The 19358-nt window shown below is 68.8% G+C and carries 19 protein-coding genes, 1 tRNA gene and 1 pseudogene; 8 read left to right on the forward strand and 13 right to left on the reverse strand.

Annotated elements, in window-relative coordinates; genetic code table 11:
- Positions 1-42 precede the first annotated feature (42 nt).
- The 6 genes from ACYQ7X_RS04525 to ACYQ7X_RS04550 form a co-directional block, all read right to left on the reverse strand.
- Positions 43-657, reverse strand: coding sequence for a phosphoribosyltransferase family protein (locus ACYQ7X_RS04525; protein ID WP_459695658.1), 615 nt, complete (start codon positions 655-657; stop codon positions 43-45).
- On the reverse strand, positions 654-1589 hold the full coding sequence (locus ACYQ7X_RS04530) for a sugar kinase (RefSeq protein WP_459695659.1): 936 nt from the start codon (positions 1587-1589) through the stop codon (positions 654-656). The genes ACYQ7X_RS04525 and ACYQ7X_RS04530 overlap by 4 nt, the downstream gene beginning before the upstream one ends.
- 22 nt (positions 1590-1611) lie before the next feature.
- Entirely contained in the window at positions 1612-2238 is a 627-nt protein-coding gene (locus ACYQ7X_RS04535; RefSeq protein WP_459695660.1) for a bifunctional 4-hydroxy-2-oxoglutarate aldolase/2-dehydro-3-deoxy-phosphogluconate aldolase, read from the reverse strand.
- A 19-nt stretch (positions 2239-2257) separates the two neighbouring features.
- The gene (locus ACYQ7X_RS04540) at positions 2258-3652 is read right to left on the reverse strand and encodes a pyridoxal phosphate-dependent decarboxylase family protein (RefSeq protein ID WP_459696017.1); all 1395 of its coding nucleotides are present in this window, start codon (positions 3650-3652) and stop codon (positions 2258-2260) included.
- Between the two features lie 225 nt (positions 3653-3877).
- Positions 3878-4072, reverse strand: a complete 195-nt coding sequence (locus ACYQ7X_RS04545; RefSeq protein ID WP_459695661.1) for a hypothetical protein — start codon at positions 4070-4072, stop codon at positions 3878-3880.
- 139 nt (positions 4073-4211) lie between these two features.
- On the reverse strand, positions 4212-4727 hold the full coding sequence (locus tag ACYQ7X_RS04550) for a DUF3429 domain-containing protein (RefSeq protein ID WP_459695662.1): 516 nt from the start codon (positions 4725-4727) through the stop codon (positions 4212-4214).
- A 260-nt stretch (positions 4728-4987) separates the two neighbouring features.
- On the opposite strand from ACYQ7X_RS04550, the gene ACYQ7X_RS04555 reads away from it, so the two are divergent.
- A complete protein-coding gene (locus tag ACYQ7X_RS04555) occupies positions 4988-6322 on the forward strand; it encodes a hemolysin family protein (RefSeq protein WP_459695663.1) in 1335 nt (444 codons plus the stop codon).
- Positions 6319-7101, forward strand: coding sequence for an alpha/beta hydrolase (locus ACYQ7X_RS04560; protein ID WP_459695664.1), 783 nt, complete (start codon positions 6319-6321; stop codon positions 7099-7101). Before ACYQ7X_RS04555 ends, ACYQ7X_RS04560 begins: the two co-directional genes overlap by 4 nt.
- On the opposite strand, the gene ACYQ7X_RS04565 is transcribed toward ACYQ7X_RS04560, so the two are convergent.
- Positions 7098-7328 carry a hypothetical protein gene (locus ACYQ7X_RS04565; protein ID WP_459695665.1) on the reverse strand — a complete coding sequence of 77 codons (231 nt, stop codon included), beginning with the start codon at positions 7326-7328 and terminating at the stop codon, positions 7098-7100. The genes ACYQ7X_RS04560 and ACYQ7X_RS04565 overlap by 4 nt on opposite strands.
- Positions 7329-7776: 448 nt before the next feature.
- Between ACYQ7X_RS04565 and ACYQ7X_RS04570 the strand changes: the two genes are divergently transcribed.
- Positions 7777-9885: an AI-2E family transporter gene (locus ACYQ7X_RS04570; RefSeq protein ID WP_459695666.1), complete on the forward strand. Its 2109-nt coding sequence runs from the start codon at positions 7777-7779 to the stop codon at positions 9883-9885.
- Here the strand turns inward: ACYQ7X_RS04570 and ACYQ7X_RS04575 are convergent.
- Positions 9820-10074, reverse strand: a pseudogene (locus ACYQ7X_RS04575) (DUF423 domain-containing protein); the annotation flags it as partial. The gene ACYQ7X_RS04570 and the pseudogene ACYQ7X_RS04575 overlap by 66 nt on opposite strands.
- Before the next feature lie 101 nt (positions 10075-10175).
- Here ACYQ7X_RS04575 and ACYQ7X_RS04580 point away from each other — a divergent pair.
- Both ACYQ7X_RS04580 and edd read left to right on the forward strand, forming a co-directional pair.
- Positions 10176-10252 (forward strand) — tRNA-Pro (locus ACYQ7X_RS04580).
- 162 nt (positions 10253-10414) lie between these two features.
- Positions 10415-12250: a phosphogluconate dehydratase gene (gene edd, locus ACYQ7X_RS04585; protein WP_459695667.1), complete on the forward strand. Its 1836-nt coding sequence runs from the start codon at positions 10415-10417 to the stop codon at positions 12248-12250.
- Between the two features lie 140 nt (positions 12251-12390).
- On the opposite strand, the gene ACYQ7X_RS04590 is transcribed toward edd, so the two are convergent.
- The 3 genes from ACYQ7X_RS04590 to ACYQ7X_RS04600 all read right to left on the reverse strand — a co-directional run bounded on the left by ACYQ7X_RS04590 (position 12391) and on the right by ACYQ7X_RS04600 (position 15197).
- The gene (locus ACYQ7X_RS04590; RefSeq protein WP_459695668.1) at positions 12391-13044 is read right to left on the reverse strand and encodes a LolA family protein; all 654 of its coding nucleotides are present in this window, start codon (positions 13042-13044) and stop codon (positions 12391-12393) included.
- A gap of 112 nt (positions 13045-13156) precedes the next feature.
- Positions 13157-14140 (reverse strand): UDP-3-O-acyl-N-acetylglucosamine deacetylase, encoded by a 984-nt coding sequence (gene lpxC, locus ACYQ7X_RS04595; protein ID WP_459695669.1) that lies wholly within the window; start codon positions 14138-14140, stop codon positions 13157-13159.
- A gap of 208 nt (positions 14141-14348) precedes the next feature.
- Complete coding sequence (locus ACYQ7X_RS04600) at positions 14349-15197, reverse strand: NUDIX hydrolase (protein WP_459695670.1); 849 nt, start codon at positions 15195-15197, stop codon at positions 14349-14351.
- 137 nt (positions 15198-15334) lie between these two features.
- On the opposite strand from ACYQ7X_RS04600, the gene ACYQ7X_RS04605 reads away from it, so the two are divergent.
- The 3 genes from ACYQ7X_RS04605 to rpmB all read left to right on the forward strand — a co-directional run bounded on the left by ACYQ7X_RS04605 (position 15335) and on the right by rpmB (position 17917).
- The gene (locus tag ACYQ7X_RS04605) at positions 15335-17209 is read left to right on the forward strand and encodes an ABCB family ABC transporter ATP-binding protein/permease (protein WP_459696019.1); all 1875 of its coding nucleotides are present in this window, start codon (positions 15335-15337) and stop codon (positions 17207-17209) included.
- On the forward strand, positions 17206-17484 hold the full coding sequence (locus tag ACYQ7X_RS04610; protein WP_459695671.1) for a hypothetical protein: 279 nt from the start codon (positions 17206-17208) through the stop codon (positions 17482-17484). Before ACYQ7X_RS04605 ends, ACYQ7X_RS04610 begins: the two co-directional genes overlap by 4 nt.
- 139 nt (positions 17485-17623) lie before the next feature.
- Entirely contained in the window at positions 17624-17917 is a 294-nt protein-coding gene (rpmB, locus tag ACYQ7X_RS04615; RefSeq protein ID WP_459695673.1) for a 50S ribosomal protein L28, read from the forward strand.
- A gap of 137 nt (positions 17918-18054) precedes the next feature.
- Here the strand turns inward: rpmB and moaA are convergent, their stop codons facing one another.
- Both moaA and ACYQ7X_RS04625 read right to left on the reverse strand, forming a co-directional pair.
- Entirely contained in the window at positions 18055-19092 is a 1038-nt protein-coding gene (gene moaA, locus ACYQ7X_RS04620; RefSeq protein ID WP_459695674.1) for a GTP 3',8-cyclase MoaA, read from the reverse strand.
- On the reverse strand, positions 19092-19274 hold the full coding sequence (locus ACYQ7X_RS04625; protein ID WP_459695675.1) for a DUF3553 domain-containing protein: 183 nt from the start codon (positions 19272-19274) through the stop codon (positions 19092-19094). Before ACYQ7X_RS04625 ends, moaA begins: the two co-directional genes overlap by 1 nt.
- Positions 19275-19358: the final 84 nt, after the last annotated feature.

Consider the following 19358-nt stretch of genomic DNA (forward strand, 5'->3'; position numbering starts at 1 on the left):
GCGGCGGCCGCGCGGGATCCTCCGCTTCGCAAGAGAGGCGCGCTATAGCGTCGCAGGGTCGGGGATCGCCCGGTCGTTCTCGATTCGGAAGAGCGGGATATGCGCAAGGCCGGTGAGCCGCCCAGCATCCGCGCCGAGGGCCTGCCGCCAGGCATGCCCCTCGGTCAGCACCACGCCAATCCCCGCGATCTCGGCACCCGCGCGGCGCAGCAGCCGCAGCATGGCGGCGAGGCTCGATCCGGTGGAGACCACGTCATCCACCACGAAAACGCGGCGGCCGGCGAGCAGCGGCACCGCGCGGCGATCGAGCAGCAGGCTCTGCACCCCGTGCGAGGTGACGGAGGTGACGCTTTCGCGCAGCGCATCGGCGAGGTGGATCTTGGGCGATTTCTGCAAGATGACGTAACGATCGCGCCCGAGCGCGCGGGAGACCTCGATCGCAACGGGAATGCCGAGCGTGGCGGCGCCGACCACGATATCGGGCGCGAGCGGCCGGGCGATCTCGGCAAGTGCCGCGCCGGCCCGGGCGGTGAAGGCGACCCCTTCGTCGATCACCATCAGCAGCGCGATGGCGAGGCTGTCATTCAGCGCCACGATCGGCAGGCGGGTTTCGACGCCGCCGATGGTGATGCCGTAATCGCTCGGTTGCAGGCTCATCGGTTGCGCATCGCCATGGCGGCCCAAACTTCGGGGGTACGGGGAACAGGCAGGGCGGCGCCGTAGCCGGTGCTGGAGATCGCCGCTGCGGCCGCCGCGAAATGCGCCGCGTCTTCCGGCGTATCCCCTTGCAGCATGCGCGCGATGATGGCGCCCGCGAAGCAATCCTCCGTCCCCGTCAGGTCGATCGCGGCGGTGGAGAAGGCGGGGATGAGCATCCGCGCCTCCGGCGTCGCGAGCCAGACGCCCTCCGCACCCATGGTGAGCAGGACGAGGCCGGGGCCGAGGCGCAGGTAGAAGTCAAGCATCGCCTCGGGCTCGGCAAGGCCGGTCAAGGCCGCCGCATCGCTGCGCGAGGGAAGCGCCACATCGGCCTGGCCGATGGCGGCATGGATGATGGCGGCGGCGCGAGCCGCTGGCCAAAGCCCAGGCTGGTAGCGCGTGGCATGGGCGATGGCGATGCCCTGGCGCCGGGCGAGGGCGAAGGCCTCGAAGACCGCATCCGTGGCGCTTTGCGAGAGGCCCTGGGCGGCGCCGCTCGCGAAGAGGATGCGCGCCCCGGCGAGCAGCCCGGCAGGGACATGGGGAGGCCCGAGCCGAGCCGCCGCCGAATGGGCGCGCAGATCGGTCTGCCGTGCAGGATCGGCCGCGGGATCGAGGAGATAGAGGCCGGTCGGCGCCTCAGGGACGCGATGCAGGGCCGCGCTCTCCACCCCCTCGCTCGCCAGAAAGCCGGCCAGCGCTTCGCCCAGCGGGTCTCGCCCGATGGCGCCGATCACCGCCGCCTTGATGCCGAGCCGGGCGGCGGAGACCGCGACCGTCAGCGCATCGCCGCCGAAGCCCTGCTGGAAGAGCGTCCGCCCATCCGGCAGCGCCGGCTGCTGGATGAATTCGCCGAGCGCTTCCCCGATGCAGATGAGATCAGCGGCCATCCCCGAGGGCCCTGTCCGCGCGTCAGGCTTTCGCCCGGATCTGCTCGGCCACGGCAACCACCGCCCCACGGTCCTCCGCCGCGACCAGGCCTTCGTCCACGAGCTTGCCGCCCATGCCGACGAAGGCGGCGCCGGCCGCGAGATAGGCCTCAAGGTTGCTGGGATCGACGCCGCCGGTGGGGCAGAAGGTCACGCCCGGGAAAACGCTTGCCAGCGCCTTGATATGGGCCGGGCCGCCGGCGGAAGCGGCGGGAAACACCTTCACCACATCGGCACCCGCCTTCAGCGCGGCGCGCACCTCGGTCGGCGTCACCGCGCCCGACATCAGGATGGCGCCTGCCGCGCGGCAGGGGGCGACGAGATCGGGATCGACCCAGGGGGAGACGACGAAACGCGCCCCGGCGCGCAGGCACGTCTCGGCGGTCGCCGCATCCGGCACCGTGCCGGCACCCACCAACAGGCTCGGATCGGCGGCAAGTTCGCGGATCAGGGCCGGCGCATCGGGGATCGTCATGGTAATCTCGAAGATGCGCAGGCCGGCATCGTGCAGCCAGCGGATCGCGGTCGCGGCATGCGCTGCGTTCTTCATCCGCACCACGGGGACGACGCGCGCCGCCTTCAGCTGGCCGATCAGGGGATGGTCTCGCATGGGCCGGTCTTTCTTCCGTTCAGAGAGAGGTTCGTTCTTCTCGCATGGCTGCCCGCCCCGCGGCTAGCACCGCATCCACCAAAGCATCGGCATCCTCCGGCCGGCTGCGGTGATTGACGAAGGCGGCACGAATGGCGAGCGCGCCACCGATCCGGGTGGTGGACGGGGCGGCGAGCCCCGCTTCCTGCACCTCGGCGACGATGCGGGCGTTGAGCGCGTCGAGATCGGCGGCCGCGCCCGGCGCGCGATAGCGAAAGCACACGATGTTGAGCGGCACCGGCGCGAGGCGCTGCAATTCCGGCTCCGCATCGACCCGCCGGGCGAGGTGCTGGGCGAGGGCGACGGAGGCTTCCGCCACCTGGCCGAGCTTCGCGGCGCCGAAGCTTTGCAGCGTGAACCAGAGCTTGAGCGCGCGAAAGCCACGCGACAGATCGGGGCCGAGATCGCAGGGCCAGGGCGCATTGGCGGCGAGGCCCCGGCCGCTGGTGGAGAGATAGGCGGCGTCGGAGGCGAAGGTCGCCCGCTGGTTGGCCTCGTCGCGCACCAGGATGCAGCCGGCATCATAGGGTGCCTGCGCCCATTTGTGGAAATCGAAGGCGATCGAATCCGCCCGCTCCATGCCGCGCACCTTGGGTGCGAGGGCAGGGGAGAGGGCGGCCAGCGCGCCGAAAGCACCATCGACGTGAAACCACAGCCGCTGCTCGGCGGCGATCTCGGCGATTTCGGCGAGATCGTCGAAGGCGCCGATATCGACCGAGCCTGCGGTGCCGACGATGAGGAAAGGCTCGGCCCCGGCCGCACGGTCCTGGGCGATCGCGGTTTCCAGCGCGCCGAGGTTCATCCGCCCTTCGCCATCGGTCGGGATGCGGCGGAGCGCGGCGCTGCCGAGGCCCGCCATATCGAGGGCATCGGGCACGCAGCGATGCACGCCGGCGGCGGCATAGGCGGTCAGCCGCCGGCCGCCGAGGCCTTGCACCCGGCTCCCCGGGCCGAGCGCGCGGCCGCGCGCCATCAGCACGGCGATGAAATTGGCGATGGAGCTGCCCGTCACGATCAGGCCGCCGGCACTCCCTGGCAGGCCGAAAGCGCGGGCCGCCCAGCGAATGACCTGGCGCTCCGCCTCGATCGGCGCATGGTCCCGCCCGCCGAGATTGGCATTGAGCCCGGCGGCCAGCATCTCGGCCAGCATGCCGAGCGGCGTGCCGCCGCCATGCACCCAGCCGGTGAAGCGCGGATGAGTATTGCCGGTGGCATAAGGAAGGATGAGTGCGCGGAAGCGTTCATAGACTGCGGCCGGATCGGCGCCGCCGTCGTCCAACGGCTGGCGGAGCGCGGCGCGCGCCGGATCGGGCAGCGGCTGCCAGACCGGCCCATCCCGCAAGCCGCGGAGATGGGCGATCATATCGTCCAGCATGCGATGGCCAAGGGCGGCGAACGCTTCCCAGTCCTGGGGGTCGAGGCTGGAATAAGTTGGCTCGGCCAAGCGGTCGCGCGCTTGGCCGCTATCGGGCTGGTCGAGCGGGGAGGCGGGATCGGGTGCGGCGGCCAAGACGAAAGCTCCGGCAGGGGGCATGCGCGCTCAAAGAGCGCTAGCCGCCCGCGCCCCGTCAAGCCGCCCGATGGCGTGCGGCGGACGGTCTCAGCAGCGGCCGCCCCAGGAGCCGACCCACTGATCGTCCCGATGCAGGCCGCCGATGTTCAAACCAGCGCGGCCGAAGGTTTCGAAGCCGGCATAGCCGAGGCCGGCGGTGTCCTGATCGAACGTCTCCGCCTCTGGCGTGCTGGCGGTGGTCTTGCGGGCCTCGGCCGAGGCCAGTGAGGGTTTGAAGAACATGGCTTCCCTCCGTTCCGTCGTGATTGCGGCTCAATCAAGACATATTTGCGCCATAATTTCCACCGCAGCCTGCCTCAAAGCCGATCACGATTTGCGTGATACTTTCAAAAACTCCGCCTAAACCATTGCTATATCACGATTATAGAACGATCCGTGCTCCACTCAGCCGCAGCACGAGAACGGTCACCAGCAGCGCGACGACGATGACGGTCAGCACCCAGCGCAGCCAGAGATAGCTTCCTGGCACCCAGCCGCGGCGGTGGCCGGCCTGCTCTGCCACATTGGTCGCGATGAAGCCGGCGATGAGGATGCCGAGCGCCACGGCGGGCGAAGGCAGCAGGATCGCCACCAGCAGTGCCACCCAGCCGATCAGCGCCGGCAGGACGCCGAGCAGCAGGCGCGGGCGGTGCGCCGGATCCTGGGAGAGCGGTCGCGGGGCGAGGCCGGCGAGCGAGGCTGGCGGCTCGGCAAGAGCGAAGCCCCAATGCACCGCGCCGAGGAAGGAGAGGATGACCGCGCCATAACAGAGCAGCGCGATGAGGCCGCCGGCATCGGCCGGCATGCCCCGCGCCGAGACGGCGAGATAGGCGGTGACGATGAAGGGGATGAGGCCGGCGAGGCCGAGGGCAAGCACGAGCGGGGGAGGCGTGCGCATGGGCGGCGGATCCTAATGCGAGGGCATGATGCAGGGTCGGGAGGCGAGGCGATCAGATCGTGATCCTTGTGGCGGCCTGTGCGGCGCCGGGATCGCCTTGGATGCTACAGCAGATTGGGGTGCTGCCGGAATTTACCCGTCAGCGGGCGATTACGGGTGCCGCGGCCGGTTTTGCCGCGTGAGGCCCGGCCCCTCTCGGCTATAAGGGCCGGCAGGAGGCGGCCCTCGCGGGCCAGCCGGCAGAGGGAGGCCTGATCCGCTTGGAAATCTGGTTCGAAATGATCGGCATCCTGGTGCTGATCCTGATCAACGGGCTCTTCGCCTGCAGCGAGCTTGCGCTCGTCTCGGCGCGGCGCGCGCGGCTCGCGGTGCTGGAGCGCAAGGGGGTCGCCGGTGCCGCCGTCGCGCGGCGGCTTGCCGAGCATCCGCAGATCTTCCTGCCCACGGTCCAGGTCGGGATCACCCTCGTCGGCGTCATCACCGGCATGTTCAGTGGCGAGCGGATCACCGGCGATGTCGGCCACGCGCTGGAGCATCTTGGCCTGGCCGGCACCCCCGCCCATGCGCTGGCCTTCCTGCTCACCGTCGTGCTCATCACCTTCCTCACCATGGTCCTTGGCGAGCTGGTGCCGAAGCAGCTCGCGCTGCGCCGGCCGGAGATCGTGGCGGCACGGGCGGCGCCGATGCTCATCGTCATCGCCCGCTTCACCAAGCCGGTCGTCTGGCTGCTGAGCAAAAGCTCCGCCGGCATCATGCGCCTCTTCGGCATTTCAGGCACCCGGCCGGAGGTGCCGAGCGAGGAGGAGCTCCGCGCCCTGCTCGCCGAAAGCACGCAGACCGGGGTGCTGGAGAGCGAGGAGAAGCTCATGATCGAGCGTATCCTGCGCCTCGCCGACAAGCCTGTGCGGGCGATCATGACGCCCCGCACCGAAATCGCCTGGATCGACCGGCGCGCCCCGCAGGAGGAGGTGATGGCCCGGCTGCGCGCCCATCCGCATACCCGCTTCGTCATCGCCAATGGTTCGATCGACGATGCGGTCGGCATCGTCCAGGCGAAGGTGCTGCTCGACCAGATGCTCGCCGGCGGCAGTCTCAGCCTCGATGCCGCCCTGCTGCAGCCGATGATCGTGCCGGATGCGATCTCCGCCCTCGATGCCTTCGAGCGGCTGAAGGGAGACGGCAACGGCATGGCCTTCGTGATCGACGAATATGGCAGCTTCGAGGGCCTCATCACCGCCGCCGACATGCTGGAGGCGATCGTCGGCGATGTCGATGAAGGAACGGCCGATCAGCCGGGCAAGGCGGCGGACCGGACGGAGGAGACGAGCTTCACGCTCGATGGCCTCATGCCGCTCGACGAATTGATGGAGAAGCTCGGGATTGCCGATGTGCCGGCGCGCGGCACCTATCATACCGCCGCCGGGCTGGTGCTCGCGCTGCTGCGGCGGGTGCCGCAAGTGGGGGACCGCATCGCCTTCGCCGGCTGGCGGTTCGAGGTGCTGGCCATGGACGGGCGGCGGGTTGACCGGCTGACCGTGGAGCGGGAGACCGAGATGGGCGAAACCACGGCACGGACGGAGCAGGCGGGCGGATGAGCGGTATGAGCGAGGAAACCGGGCGGCTGCGGCGGCCCGATGGCGTGGACCTTGCCTGGAAGCGGCTGGCCGGGCGCGCGCCCACCATCGTCTTCCTGCACGGCTTCCGCAGCGATATGGCGAGCGGCAAGGCGAGCTTCCTGGCGGAGTTCGCGGCTGCCCGCGGCCAGGCGATGCTGCGGCTCGACTATTCCGGCCATGGCTCGAGCGGCGGCGCCTTCGAGGACGGCACCATCGGCCTCTGGACAGAGGATGCGCGGCGAGTGATCGACGCGGTGACGGAGGGGCCGCTGATCCTCGTCGGCTCCTCGATGGGCGGCTGGATCGGCCTCAACCTCGCGCGGCGACTGGCCGAGCGGGTCGCCGCTTTCATCGGCATTGCCGCCGCCCCCGATTTCACCGAGACGCTGATCTGGAACACGATGACGGAGGCAGAGCGCGCCCGCCTGCTCGCTGAAGGCGTGGTGCACGCGCCGAGCGAATACGGCCCGCCCATTCCGATCACCCGCGGCTTGATCGAGGACGGCCGCCGCCACCTTCTGCTCTCGGCCCCTTTGCCGCTGCACTGCCCGGTGCGGCTGCTCCAGGGGCAGCAGGATGCCGATGTTCCCTGGCGCACCGCGCTCGCCATCGGCGAGCGGGTGGAAGGCACCGATCTCCGCATCATCCTCGTCAAGGATGGCGACCATCGGCTTTCCCGGCCGCAGGATCTCGCGCTGCTCGGCCAGACGGTGGCGGAGTTTCTTCCGCCCGAGGCAGCTGGAGCCGTGGCCGGCTAGCCGGTGCTACCGCCGACATAGCTCATATCGAGTTCGACCGGCGGGCGGCGCATCAGTTCGAAGCCCGAGAGGTGGAGGTAATCGACCAGCCGCTCTGCGGTGATCCGGGCCATCTGATCATCCCCCCGCCGGCGGCGGCCCCGGCCTGCGGACCAGCTTTTGAGGACGAAGGCGAGTTCGTTGACGACTTCATGGTCTTGCGCCGGGCGCAGCGTGCGGTCGATCATCTTACGGACCTCGTGATGAGAACGTCTGGAAATTAGCGAATAAAACGAGAACAAGTAAAGAACATTTTGGTCGTCCCACGGCCTGCGGTGGATTCCACGTCCGAGGCAAGCATGGGCGAGAAGCTTGACGCGGCGCGACGCCTGAGGACGAGGCAATTGCCACCTGCGGGCGATCTGGTCCCCGCCCGACGCAATCGCCGAGAGCGGGCCGCCTTGGCCTCTTTGTTTGCCGCAATGTCACGTTTCAGTGATCGAAGCCTAGGCGGGAGAGTATTGAAGGGACGTTTACGACATCGGAACGAACGGCTTCGTTCCGAGATTTTCCATTATGATGGCGAAGCGTTTGCTTCCGATCCTGCGCAGACCTTGCCCTGTTGTTCCGGCCCGCCTCACCTATATGCGGCTCACGGCGCTGCGTTTGGGCGTGCCGTTCGGGGAGCGTCGAGCCATGCGGGATACCGTCGAGCCTGGGCTCCCCTCCGGGGCCGGCGTTCCTGCCAGCGAGTCGCCGCGCCCGCAGGGGATGGTGCTGCTGATGGTCGCGGTTGTCGTGGTGGCGGCGCTCTATCTCGCCAAAGCCGTCCTCATTCCGATCACCCTCGCGATTTTGCTGAGCTTCGTGCTCGGCCCCGTCGTCGCGCTGCTGCGCGGGCTGCGGCTGCCCAAGGTGCTTGCGGTGCTGCTTGCGGTGATCTTCGCGCTGCTCGTCATCCTGCTGCTCGGCGCGCTGATCGGCACCCAGATCGCGGATCTCGCGCAGAATTTCGCGCTCTACCAGATCACGATGATGCACAAGTTCGAGTCCGTGCGCTCGCTGGTCAATCACGAGATGGCATCGCTCTCGGCGCGGTTCGGCAATTTTCTGACGCCCGATCATCATGCCACCACCAACCCCGGCGGCGGCGTGAGCCATGCGACGAATGCGGTCGCCCCGCCGATGCCGGTCACCGTCGAGACGCCGGAGCCTTCGGCCTTCGGCCTTGCGCGCAGCCTGCTCACCCCGATCCTGCAGCCGCTCGAGACGGTCGGCATCGTCATCGTCTTCGCCATCTTCTTTCTTCTGCAGAAGGAGGATCTGCGGGATCGGCTGATCCGCCTCTTCGGCTCGAGCGACCTGCACCGCACCACGCTGGCGATCGACGATGCCGGCAGCCGCCTCTCGCTCTATTTCCTGGCGCAGACCGGCATCAATGCCGGCTTCGGCGTCGTTATCTGTGTCGGTCTCGCCTTCATCGGCCTGCCCAACCCGATCCTCTGGGGTGTGCTCGCCATGCTGCTGCGCTTCGTGCCCTATATCGGCTCGCCGATCTCGGCCCTGCTGCCTATCGCGCTCGCCGCGGCGGTCGATCCGCATTGGGGTCTCGCCATCGCCACCCTCGTGCTTTTTCTCGTGGCCGAGGGGATCACCGGCCAGGTGATCGAGCCGATGACCTATGGCAGCACCACCGGCCTCTCCCCGGTTGCGGTGCTCGTCGTCGCGGTCTTCTGGGGTTGGCTCTGGGGGCCGATCGGCCTCATCCTCTCGACGCCGATCACCCTCTGCCTCGTCGTCGTCGGGCGGCATGTGAAGCAGCTCGAATTCTTCGACGTGCTGCTGGGAGACCGGCCCGCCCTCACCCCGGTCGAGACCTTCTACCAGCGGCTGCTGGCGCATGATCCGGACGAGGTGCAGGAGCAGGCGGAACAGCTGCTGCAGACCCGCTCGCTCAGCGCCTATTACGATAGTGTAGCGCGGCCTGGGCTGAAGCTCGCCGAGGGCGATATCGCGCGGGCTGCGATGTCTGAGGTGCAGGTGCGGCGCCTGCGGCATGATATCGCCGCCCTCATCGAGGAGCTCGACGCCTGGGACGATGCCGATCCGCCGCACCGGCTGCGCAAGGCGGAGGTCGAGGTCGCCGGGGTCGAGCGCCCGGGGCGGGGCGATTCGGCCGAGCCGGCGCCCGAAATCGCGCTCGCCGCCAGCGCCGAGCCGCCGCTCGTGCTCTGCATCGCCGGGCGCGGTCTGCTGGACGATCTGCCCAATGCCATGCTGGCGCAGCTCTTGCGTAAGCACGGCTTTCGCACCCGCGTCGTGCCGTTCGACGCGGCCTCCCGCAGCCGCCTGGCGGAGCTTGACGTGGCGGGGGTGGATCTCGTCTGCGTCACCGCCCTCGAAGTTGCCGGCCAGCCGCCGCATCTGCGCTACCTCGTGCGGCGGCTGCGCCAGCGGCTGCCGGATGCGCCCATCCTGATCGGTCTGCGCACGGCACCCGATGCCGAGACGCTGCGGGATGCGAGCGTGCTCGGCGCCGATACGGAAGCGGCTTCCCTGCGCGATCTGGTGATCGCGGCGGTGCAGCGGGTGCGGCTGCCGCCGATGCCCGTCTCGCCCCCGCCACTAGGCGCGGATGGCGAGCGAGCCGAGCAGGATCCAGCCGAGCATGGTGAGGAAGCCGCCGAGCGGCGCTACCAGCGGCAACTCGATGCCGAGGAGCGCGATGAGATAGACGGCGCCGCAGAACAGGAGGATGCCGAGGGCGAAGGCCGCCCCCGCGAGCGAGACCCGGCGGCAGGGTAAGACGCGGCCGAGGATGCCGCAGCCAATCAGCGCCAGGGCGTGCCACATCTGCATCGAGATCGCCGCGTGCACGAAGCCGAGCTGCACCGCCGAAATCCGCCCCGGCAGCGCGTGCGCCGCGAGCGCGGCCATCATCACCCCGGTAAGCCCGAAGAGCCCGCCGAGACCAAGCCAGAGCCGCGCCATCATCTTCTCCCCTTGTTTCACACATCAGCCTTGTGCGGCGGTATGGCTTGCCCGCCGCGATCAGGCCCGCTATACGCCGGGCCTCGGTTATTGCCGACCAGGATCGGGACGTAGCACAGCCTGGTAGTGCGCCTGCTTCGGGAGCAGGAGGCCGGAGGTTCGAATCCTCTCGTCCCGACCATATCCCCTCGCGCTACCATGCCACGCGCCGCGGCCACCACGCTCCGCTCGACCTTCGCCCCACCTCCGTCCGGGCGCGATAGCGCATGCGCGCGGCGGTGCTGACGGGCTTGCCCGATGCGGCTAGAAGAAGGTCGGCAAGGCTTTTGGCAGGAGACGCGTGATGGCCGCAAACCAACCCCGTATCGCCCCCCGCATCGCCGAGGTGACCGAGCGCGTGCGCGCACGCAGTGCCGCCAGCCGTGCCGCCTATCTCGCCGCGACCCGGGCCGCCGCTGCCGCCCACCCGGCCCGCTCGGGCCTTTCCTGCGCCAATCTCGCCCATGCCTATGCGCCCATGCCGCATGGCGACAAGCATCGCCTGGCGAGCGGGGCCGCGCCCAATATCGGCATCATCACCGCCTATAACGACATGCTCTCCGCCCATCAGCCCTACGAGAACTACCCCGAGATCATCCGCCGCGCCGCGCGCCTGGCGGGCGGCCTCGCCCAGGTCGCCGGTGGCGTGCCGGCGATGTGCGATGGCGTGACCCAGGGTAATCCCGGCATGGAGATGTCGCTCTTCTCGCGGGATGTGATCGCGATGGCGACGGCGATCGGCCTTTCCCACAATGTCTATGACGCCGCGCTGATGCTGGGCGTCTGCGATAAGATCGTCCCCGGCCTCGTCATCGGCGCGCTGCAATACGGCCATCTGCCGACGATCTTCGTGCCCGCCGGGCCGATGAGTTCCGGCATCTCGAATGCCGAGAAGGCTAAGGTGCGCCAGCAATATGCGCTCGGCGAAGTGGGGCGCGAGGCGCTGCTCGAATCCGAGATGAAGGCCTATCACGGCCCCGGCACCTGCACCTTCTACGGCACCGCCAATTCCAACCAGATGCTGATGGAGGTGATGGGCCTGCATCTGCCGGGCGCTGCCTTCGTCCACCCCCATACCCCGCTGCGCGAGGCGCTGACGGCCGCGGCCGCCCGCCGCGTGCTCGAAATCACCGCCCGCGGCAATAGCTACACGCCGATCGCCGAGGTGGTGGACGAGAAGGCGATCATCAACGGCATCGTCGCCCTGATGGCGACCGGCGGCTCCACCAATCACACCATCCACCTCGTCGCCATGGCGCGGGCGGCGGGCATTCTCGTCACCTGGGATGATTTCGATGCCCTCTCCGCCGCCGTCCCGCTGCTCGCCCGCGTCTATCCCAATGGCCGCGCGGATGTGAACCACTTCCATGCCGCCGGCGGCATGGCCTTCCTGATCGGCGAGCTGCTCGATGCCGGGCTGCTGCACGAGGATGTGCTGACGGTCGCCGGCCGTGGGCTTTCCGCCTATCGGCAGGAGCCGGCGCTGGACGAGGCGGGGCACCTCACCTGGCGCGAAGGCCCCCGCCATAGCGGCGATCCGGCGGTGCTGGCGACTGTCGCGCGGCCCTTCTCCGCTGATGGCGGCCTTCGGCTGATGACGGGCAATCTCGGTCGCGGGGTCATCAAGATCTCGGCCGTCGCGCCCGAGCATCGCCGCGTGCGGGCGCCCGCCATCGTCTTCGACTCGCAGGAGGAGATGGTGGCGGCGCATAAGCAGGGCGCCTTGGAGAAGGATTTCGTCGCGGTGGTACGGCATCAGGGGCCGCGGGCCAACGGCATGCCGGAACTTCATAGCCTGACGCCGATCCTCGGCGCGCTGCAGGACAAGGGCTTCCATGTCGCGCTGGTGACGGATGGGCGCATGTCCGGCGCCTCTGGCAAGGTGCCGATGGTGATCCACCTCTCGCCCGAGGTGATGATGGGCGGCCCGGTCGGCCGCGTGCGGGCGGGGGATATGATCACGCTGGACGCCGAGGCCGGCCGGCTTGAGGCCGAGGTGGCGGAGGCCGAATGGGCCGCGCGCGCGGTGGAGGCCGGCCCGCCCGATGCGCTCGGCGATACCCTCGGCCGGGGGCTTTTCGCGGGCCTGCGCGCCCGGGCGCTGACGGCCGAGGAAGGCGCCTGGAGCTTCGCCGCTTAGCGCAAGGCCCGGTCAGATGGGTCATCTGACGGCGCGAAGATGCGCGCCCCCCGCCAGTCGGAGCGTGTTGAGGGCGTGTCAGCGGATCTCTGCGCGGATAAATCCCCTTCCGCGCGGGCCTGCGCGATCCGCCAATCGTCTTACTGATGCTCGAATTGCGGGCCGACGAAGGTGAACATGCTGTTCGGGTAGTTGCCCCCGTAGGTCACGTCATAGAGGCTGATCTGGGTCTTGCGACCCTGGGCATCGGTCACGATCCAGCTGCGCAGGGTCAACGGGTCGGTCGCGAAGATCAGGGTGATGGAGCCGGAGCGCGGCTCTGCCGTGCGGATGATGGTGAGCTGGATCTGCCCCGGCGCGCGGGCGATGCCCGTCACCGTCACCTTGCCGGAGAGGGTGAGGTTCTGCTGCAGCAGCAGGCCGAGCGGCGTCGAGGAGAGCAGGACGTTCGTCGTCTGCTTAACGGCGGGATCGTAATAGACCAGCAGCCCGTGGCCGGCGACGAGCAGCATCCGATCCGGCGGATCGTATTCGAAGCGCATCCGGCCCGGCCGATGCATCCAGACATTGCCGCCGATGGAATTGCCATTGGCATCCACCTGCAGGAAGCGCGCCTTCATGGTGGTGATGCCGTTGAGATAGGCCTGGATGCGGCCGATATCCGCCTGGTCCGCCGCCGTCGTCGGCGGTGCCGCGGCAAGCTGCGCCTCCGCCGCGCGTGGCAGCAGGCTGGTGCCGCCGAGCAGCGGCAGGGCGACGAGGGCGAGGGAGCCGAGAAGTGCGCGACGGTTCATGGCGCCTGATGTGGCACCCGGCCCGGCTTTTGAGAAGCCCGATCCGCTGGCGGCTGCGTTACGGATTGGCAAAGCCGGTGCAAAGACAGAGACGGGGAGGAATATGCCGGGGTCAGGCCGCTGCGGCGGCGATGCCTGCGGGCACCGAGAGGCCGGCGCCGTAGCCGCGCGCCATCAGCCCGCCCGCCGTCACATGCCGGTAGGCGCCCGGATTGGCGAAAAGCGCCCGCAGCAGCAGGTTGTTGGTGCGATGGCCGGATTTCTCGCCGACGAAGCGGCCGATGATTGCGGCGCCGGCGAGCGCCAGATCTCCCACCGCGTCGAGCATCTTGTGGCGGACGAATTCCTCCGCATGGCGCAGCCCTTCGGGGTTCAGCACGCGATCGCCGGCGACCACCACCGCATTGGCGAGGCTGCCGCCCCGGGCAAGGCCGGCCGCTTGCAGCTGGGCGATTTCCTGTGCCTGGGCGAAGGTGCGGGCGCGGGCAAGCTCGGCGCGGAAGCTCTCCTCGGTCAGCCGCATCTCCAGCCTCTGCCGCCCGATGGCGGGGGCGGGGAAATCGATCAGCATCGAAAGATCGAAGCCGAGCCAGCTGCCACCGGCGGGCAGCGGCTCGAAGCGGGCGGTGGCGCCATTCTCGCTCACCGCGATCGGGCTGAGGATTTCGATGACGCTGCGCCGTGCGGCGAGATCCTCGGTGCCGGCGCAGTCAATCAGAAAGACGAAAGGCTCGGCGCTGCCGTCCAGGATCGGGATTTCCGGCCCATCGATCTCGATCAGGATATTGTCGATCCCGGTCGCGGCCAGCGCCGCCATGATATGCTCGATGGTGCCGACCGTCGCCTCCGGATGGCCGGGCGCCGAGAGCTTGGTGCAGAGCCGGGTATCGGAGACGAAATCGTGCCGGGCCGGCAGATCGATGCCGAGATCGGTGCGGCGGAAGAGGATGCCGGTGCCGGCAGGGGCAGGCCGCAGCACCAGATGCGCTTCCCGCCCGCCATGCAGACCGACGCCACGGCAGTCGATCGCCGTGCGGATGGAACGCGAAGCCGACGGAACTGCCGATTCAAGATAATAGCCCGGCAACCCATCCATCACATGCAATTCCTCGCTTCACTCGTGCCCCGGCCGCTTGGCCTCGGGGCGGATCACGGCCGCCTATCCTGGCAGAATTATGGAGCCATTTTGCGCGGTCATTAACCTGGGGATGAGAAAAGCACTCCGGAATGGCAACCGCCAGTCAAGGATTGTTGCCCAGTGTTACCGGCTAACAGATTGATATTTTTGTTCTTTGTGCGGCGCGTTACGCGGCCCTGTCGAGCGCCGCGCGCAGCCTCTTCGCCTCGGCCGCCTCAGGGATGAGCCCGCAGCGGAGAAAGAGGTCGATCAACACCAGCGCCACGTTGAACTTGAAGGCATCGCCCGCCGCCAGCACCGCATAGGCCTCGCCGATCGGCCAGAGTTCGAAGCCCGCCACCTCGCCATCGCTCGGCCGGGGCACGAAGCCCTCGGGCAGATCGAGATCGTAGCAATGCAGCAGATCGCGCCGCAGGCCTTCGGGGCGCTCCATATCGTAGCGGATGCGGCCGACGGGTCTCGCGCAAGAAGCGAGTTCGGTGGGGATCGCGGCTTCCTCCGCCGCCTCCTTGAGCAGCGTCTCCCAGGGGGTCATCCCGGCCGAGACGCCACCCGCGACGATATGGTCGAGCTTACCCGGGTCGAGCAGCTTATGGGCGGCGCGGCGGGCGACCCAGAGGTGGAGGCCGTCCGCCTTGCGCACCAGCCCGTTGCAATGCACCCCGTGCGAGATTGTGCCGAAGCAGGGCACCGCGCCCCGATCGAGGGTGGCGAGCACCGGCCCTTCCGCTTCGGCGCGGACATCGAAAGCCTCCCCCCGCCAGGTGAACCAGCCCGCGGCGGCGAGGCTGCGGCAGGCGGGTTCGAGGCGGGGCAGGGCTTCCGCGGGCAGCCGCACGCAGCCATCGGCGCCGCGCGGCAGGCCGAGGGCGGCCGCGAAGGCTTCAGCGAAAGCGGGCTGCATCCAGCCGACCGGCTGGGCTTCGATCAGGAAGGCGCGGCGGCCGCCGGGCAGGGCGGCATTCTGGGCGGCGCGCACATGCCGCAGGAACATCTCGGTTGCGCGATCGGACATGGGCAGGAAACCTTTGCACAGGGCGGGGAGCGTGCCACATGAGGCCTATGGCATCTCCCAGCGCTTCACGGCAGCAGGCGGAGGGCGCAGCTGCCGCGCCTGCCGCTGACAAGGATACCGCCCTCCGCACCTTTCGGATGCTGCTTCCCTACCTCTGGCCCAAGGGCGATCCGAGGGCCCGGCTGCGCGTGGTTGCGGCCAGCGCATGCCTGATCCTGGCCAAGGTCGCGACCGTCTATGTGCCGATCTTCTACGCCCGGGCGGTGGATCACCTCGCCCCGCGCGCCGCCCATGCCATGGGCGCCGCGCCCGCGGCGGCGGCCGCGCTTACCGTGCCACTCGCCCTCATCATCGGCTATGCGCTGCTGCGCGTCGCCTCCAGCGCCTTCGCGGAGCTGCGCGATGCGGTTTTCGCCGCCGTGCAGCAGCGGGCGGTGCGGCGCATCGCGCTCGAAACCTTCCAGCACCTGCACCGGCTCTCGCTGCGCTTTCATCTCGACCGGCAGACCGGCGGCCTCGCCCGCGCGATCGACCGCGGCACGCTCGGCATCCAGCAGGTGCTGCGCTTCGCCGTGTTCAACATCCTGCCCACGCTCTTCGAGATGCTGCTCGTCACCATCGTGATGTGGCGGATCTTCGACTGGCGCTATGCCTTCATCACCTTCGCCGCCGTCACCCTCTACGTCGCCTTCACCCTCTCCTTCACCAATTACCGCGTGCGGGTGCGGCGGGTGATGAACGAGTCCGATTCCGAGGCGCAGAGCAAGGCGGTCGATAGCCTCCTCAATTATGAGACGGTGAAGTATTTCGGCAACGAGCCGCTCGAGATCAACCGGTTTGACCAGGCGCTGGCGCGGTACGAGCGCGCTGCCGTCCGCTCCCAGGTCACGCTCAACCTGCTGAATATCGGCCAGGCGGTGATCATCGCGCTCGGCCTCGTCGCGATCATGCTGCTCTCGGCGCGCCAGGTGGTCTCCGGGCAGATGACGGTGGGGCGTTTCGTCCTCGCCAATACCTATCTCATGCAGCTCTACACGCCGCTCAACTTCCTCGGCTTCGTCTATCGCGAGGTCAAGCAGGGGCTGGTCGATACCGAACAGCTGTTCCGCCTCATGCGCCAGGGCATGGAGGTCGCGGACCGGCCGGGCGCACGGCCGCTGGCGCTCGCCGGGCGGAGTGCCGCCCTTCGCTTCGAGGAGGTGCGCTTCGGCTACCACGCCGATCGGGAAATCCTGAAGGGCATCAGCTTCACGGTGCCGCCGGGCCGCAACCTCGCCATCGTCGGGCCTACGGGGGCGGGCAAATCCACCATCACCCGGCTGCTCTTCCGCTTCTACGATGCCGGGGGCGGGCGCATCCTCATCGACGGGCAGGATATCCGCGATCTCACCCAGGCGAGCCTCCGCCAGGCGATCGGCGTGGTGCCGCAGGATACCGTGCTGTTCAACGACACCCTCCGCTACAACATCCGCTACGGCCGGCCGGAGGCGAGCGATGCCGAGGTCGAGGCGGCGGCGCGCCTCGCCCAGCTGCATGATTTCATTCAGGGCCTGCCCCAGGGCTACGAGACGATGGTGGGTGAGCGCGGCCTCAAACTCTCGGGCGGGGAGAAGCAGCGCGTGGCGATCGCCCGCACGATCCTGAAGAACCCCGCGATCCTGATCCTGGACGAGGCGACCAGCGCGCTCGACACGCGGACTGAGCAGGAGATCCAGGCGGCGCTGCGGGCGATCGCGCGGGATCGCACGACGCTGACGATCGCGCATCGGCTTTCCACCGTCGTCGATGCAGACGAGATCATCGTGCTGGAGGCAGGCCGCGTCGTCGAGCGTGGGAGCCACTGGAATTTGCTGAGCCAGGGGGGCATCTATGCCAGGATGTGGGCCGCCCAGGCCGAGCAGGAGGAAGGCGCGCGCGCCGAACAAGCGCTCGCCGAGGATGCCGAGATGACTGCCGCGCCGCCCTTGGCCGCGGTACAACCACGCCCTCCGACCAAGGAAGTCAGCCTATGACCGAAGCCGAAGACCCCTCCCTCGCGGCGCTGGGCGCTGCCTCGCCCGATCTGCGCCATGCCGGCGCCGTCGTCGATCAGGCGATCGAAGATATGCTTAAGGAGAAGATCGACCCGATCTCGGTCGCCTCCGCGCTGCTCGGCGGCGCGCTCGGCATGCTCTCGATGCATCTGGACCGGGAGGCCGTGCTCGGCGTGCTCGACCAGGCGCGGGCGAGCGTCGCCTCCGGCGAGATGGAGCAGCTTTCGCCAGCCCCTGCCCAGGGGCATGCCTGATCCGAGAGTGAAAGCGCGGCGGGGCGGGGGCGGATGGGTTGACGCCGGCGCCCCAGTTCGCCATAAGCCCGCCTCCATTGGCAGGCCGGGCGCGATGAGCGCGCGCTCGCGGCCTGCTTGATCTGTTCGAGGTTCCCCGATGTCCCGTCGCTGCGAGATCACTGGCAAGGGCGTTCTGTCTGGCAACAATGTCAGCCACGCCAATAACAAGACCCGCCGCCGCTTCCTGCCGAATATTCAGGATGCGTCCGTGATGTCCGACATTCTCGGCGCGCCCGTGAGCCTGCGGGTCACGGCCCGCGGCCTGCGGACCATCGAGCATCGCGGCGGCATCGACGCCTTCCTGCTGACGACGCCGACGGCGAAGCTCTCGGCCGAAGCCAAGGTGCTGAAGCGCCGGGTGGAGAAGGCGGCGGCGCGTAAGAGCGCCTGAGGGCCGGCCCTGGTCGGATCCTATGATCTGACCGGGATTTTCTCCAGAACGGCGATGACGGGGATCAGGCGGCACGCGGCATGCGTGCAGAAGCCTCGGGCCCCGGCATCACCCTGCACTATCCCGCCGCGGCGGGATCAGCCGCCCGTCATGCTCATATGGCGGGCGATTTTCTTTGCGGCCGGCGCCGCTTCCCCGATCATGAAATCGTGCCGATGCGGCTTGCGGGCGATCGCCGCGCGGAGGATCGCCTCCATCTCCGCATCCGATGCGCCATCGCGCAGCGGGGTGCGCAGATCCGCCTGATCCTCCTGCCCGAGGCAGAGGAAGAGCGTGCCGGTACAGGTCAGCCGCACGCGGTTGCAACTGTCGCAGAAATGCTCGGTGAGCGGGGTGATGAAGCCGATGCGGCCGCCTGTTTCGGCAACGCGCCAGTAGCGCGCGGGGCCGGGGGCGATGCCCATGGCCGCGGGCTCCGCATCCCGGCGCAAGGTCCAATGCGCGGCGAGGCGGGACCGCACCGTATCAAGCGGCAGGTAGCGGTCGAGCCGGCTTTCCCCGGTCTCGCCGAGCGGCATTGTTTCAATCAGGCAAAGGTCGAAGCCCTGCCGGCCGCACCAGATCAGCAGATCGTCGTAATCGGCCTCGTTGAGGCCCTTGAGGGCGACGGTGTTGATCTTGATCCGCAGCCCGGCCGCCTGGGCGGCGGCGATGCCTTCCAGCGTCTGCGCGATCCGGCCGCCACGGGTGATCTCGCGGAAACGCCCGGGGTCGAGCGTATCGAGGCTGACATTGATCCGCCGCACCCCGGCTGCCGCCAGCGCCGCGGCGTGGCGCGCGAGCTGGCTGCCGTTGGTGGTGAGCGTAAGCTCGGCGAGCCCGCCCGGGCCGATCGTCTGGCCGAGGGATCGCATCAGCCGCATCACGTCGCGCCGTACCAGCGGCTCGCCGCCGGTGATGCGCAGCTTGCGGGTGCCGAGGCGGATGAAGAGATGGCAGAGCCGCTCCAGCTCCTCGAAGGTCAGCAGTTCGTCGCGCGGCAGGAAGGTCATCTCCTCCTGCATGCAGTAGAGGCAGCGGAGATCGCAGCGATCGGTCACCGAAACGCGAAGATAGGAGATCGTCCGGCCGAAAGGATCGACGAGCGGGGCAGCCGATGCCAGAGCCTCGGCCATCACGCGTCCACCAGTTCGAGCTGCACCAGGCGGGCATTGATCAGGCGCTTGCCGGCCTCCTCGAAATTCACCGTGACGCGATCGGCGATGACCGATTGCACCTGGCCCATGCCCCATTCCGGGCAGGCCGGGTGGCGCACCCAGGCGCCGGGTTCGATGAAGAGGAAGCGTCGGCCGGTCATGGGCGGATCTTAGACCTCCAAGGGCTTTTTCCCTATACGCGGAAAGGGGCGCCAAGGTCACAGGCTTGCGCGCGAATCGCGGGC

This window comes from Acidisoma sp. C75, from assembly GCF_054665095.1.

Bases quoted from the DNA above. Each gene is read 5' to 3' on its own strand.
- ACYQ7X_RS04525 (WP_459695658.1), bottom strand. From the start codon at position 657: ATGAGCCTGCAACCGAGCGATTACGGCATCACCATCGGCGGCGTCGAA.
- ACYQ7X_RS04530 (WP_459695659.1), bottom strand. From the start codon at position 1,589: ATGGCCGCTGATCTCATCTGCATCGGGGAAGCGCTCGGCGAATTCATC.
- ACYQ7X_RS04535 (WP_459695660.1), bottom strand. From the start codon at position 2,238: ATGCGAGACCATCCCCTGATCGGCCAGCTGAAGGCGGCGCGCGTCGTC.
- ACYQ7X_RS04540 (WP_459696017.1), bottom strand. From the start codon at position 3,652: ATGCTGGACGATATGATCGCCCATCTCCGCGGCTTGCGGGATGGGCCG.
- ACYQ7X_RS04545 (WP_459695661.1), bottom strand. From the start codon at position 4,072: ATGTTCTTCAAACCCTCACTGGCCTCGGCCGAGGCCCGCAAGACCACC.
- ACYQ7X_RS04550 (WP_459695662.1), bottom strand. From the start codon at position 4,727: ATGCGCACGCCTCCCCCGCTCGTGCTTGCCCTCGGCCTCGCCGGCCTC.
- ACYQ7X_RS04560 (WP_459695664.1), top strand. From the start codon at position 6,319: ATGAGCGGTATGAGCGAGGAAACCGGGCGGCTGCGGCGGCCCGATGGC.
- ACYQ7X_RS04565 (WP_459695665.1), bottom strand. From the start codon at position 7,328: ATGATCGACCGCACGCTGCGCCCGGCGCAAGACCATGAAGTCGTCAAC.
- ACYQ7X_RS04570 (WP_459695666.1), top strand. From the start codon at position 7,777: ATGCGGGATACCGTCGAGCCTGGGCTCCCCTCCGGGGCCGGCGTTCCT.
- edd (WP_459695667.1), top strand. From the start codon at position 10,415: ATGGCCGCAAACCAACCCCGTATCGCCCCCCGCATCGCCGAGGTGACC.
- ACYQ7X_RS04590 (WP_459695668.1), bottom strand. From the start codon at position 13,044: ATGAACCGTCGCGCACTTCTCGGCTCCCTCGCCCTCGTCGCCCTGCCG.
- lpxC (WP_459695669.1), bottom strand. From the start codon at position 14,140: ATGGATGGGTTGCCGGGCTATTATCTTGAATCGGCAGTTCCGTCGGCT.
- ACYQ7X_RS04600 (WP_459695670.1), bottom strand. From the start codon at position 15,197: ATGTCCGATCGCGCAACCGAGATGTTCCTGCGGCATGTGCGCGCCGCC.
- ACYQ7X_RS04605 (WP_459696019.1), top strand. From the start codon at position 15,335: ATGCTGCTTCCCTACCTCTGGCCCAAGGGCGATCCGAGGGCCCGGCTG.
- ACYQ7X_RS04610 (WP_459695671.1), top strand. From the start codon at position 17,206: ATGACCGAAGCCGAAGACCCCTCCCTCGCGGCGCTGGGCGCTGCCTCG.
- rpmB (WP_459695673.1), top strand. From the start codon at position 17,624: ATGTCCCGTCGCTGCGAGATCACTGGCAAGGGCGTTCTGTCTGGCAAC.
- moaA (WP_459695674.1), bottom strand. From the start codon at position 19,092: ATGGCCGAGGCTCTGGCATCGGCTGCCCCGCTCGTCGATCCTTTCGGC.
- ACYQ7X_RS04625 (WP_459695675.1), bottom strand. From the start codon at position 19,274: ATGACCGGCCGACGCTTCCTCTTCATCGAACCCGGCGCCTGGGTGCGC.